We start from the raw sequence: 510 nt of genomic DNA on the forward strand, positions 1-510 counted from the left end.
TACCAAAGCTAAAGGTGCCTTCCGGGCTTAAACGGTTTTGTAGCAAAACATTGCCTTTGACAGGACCACGAATATCCATAGGTGTTGCAGCTGTAATTCGGCGGTTGAGATTAGATGACTTATCTACGTTCACCGATTGCGTCGTTGGGTTTTTATTCACTGAAATGACTGAAACACCGTGGCAGTTAATTTCACGGAGTGCTTCATCTTCAACGCGTGGAATTAAGCCAGTTGTAAGCTGAATGTTGTCTTCGCCTAGACCGTGAGTATGACCCGCTGGGTGGAGGATATTTGGGTTGTCGATATATTCGTGGTTCATCACCAACAAACCAGTATCTGATGTGGTTGCATTAAATGTACTATTTTGCATACCAAAGAAAGTCATGCCGTCATGGCACTCACCTGAGCGTAAAGTAAATGAAGCCCCTGTTGGAATCTTGCTGTCATCCCATTCTTCAAGTCCTGAAGTGATAGGGTCGCCTAGTGCATAAAGAACACGTGCTTCATAGC

Annotated in this window: 1 protein-coding gene; it reads right to left on the reverse strand. The window is 44.7% G+C overall.

Annotation, left to right across the window (positions count from 1 at the left end):
* The coding region (locus RR876_RS17410; RefSeq protein ID WP_332637230.1) for an alkaline phosphatase PhoX at positions 1-510 on the reverse strand (510 nt) is incomplete at both ends.

Source organism: Acinetobacter sp. (assembly GCF_036666595.1).
GTDB lineage: Bacteria > Pseudomonadota > Gammaproteobacteria > Pseudomonadales > Moraxellaceae > Acinetobacter.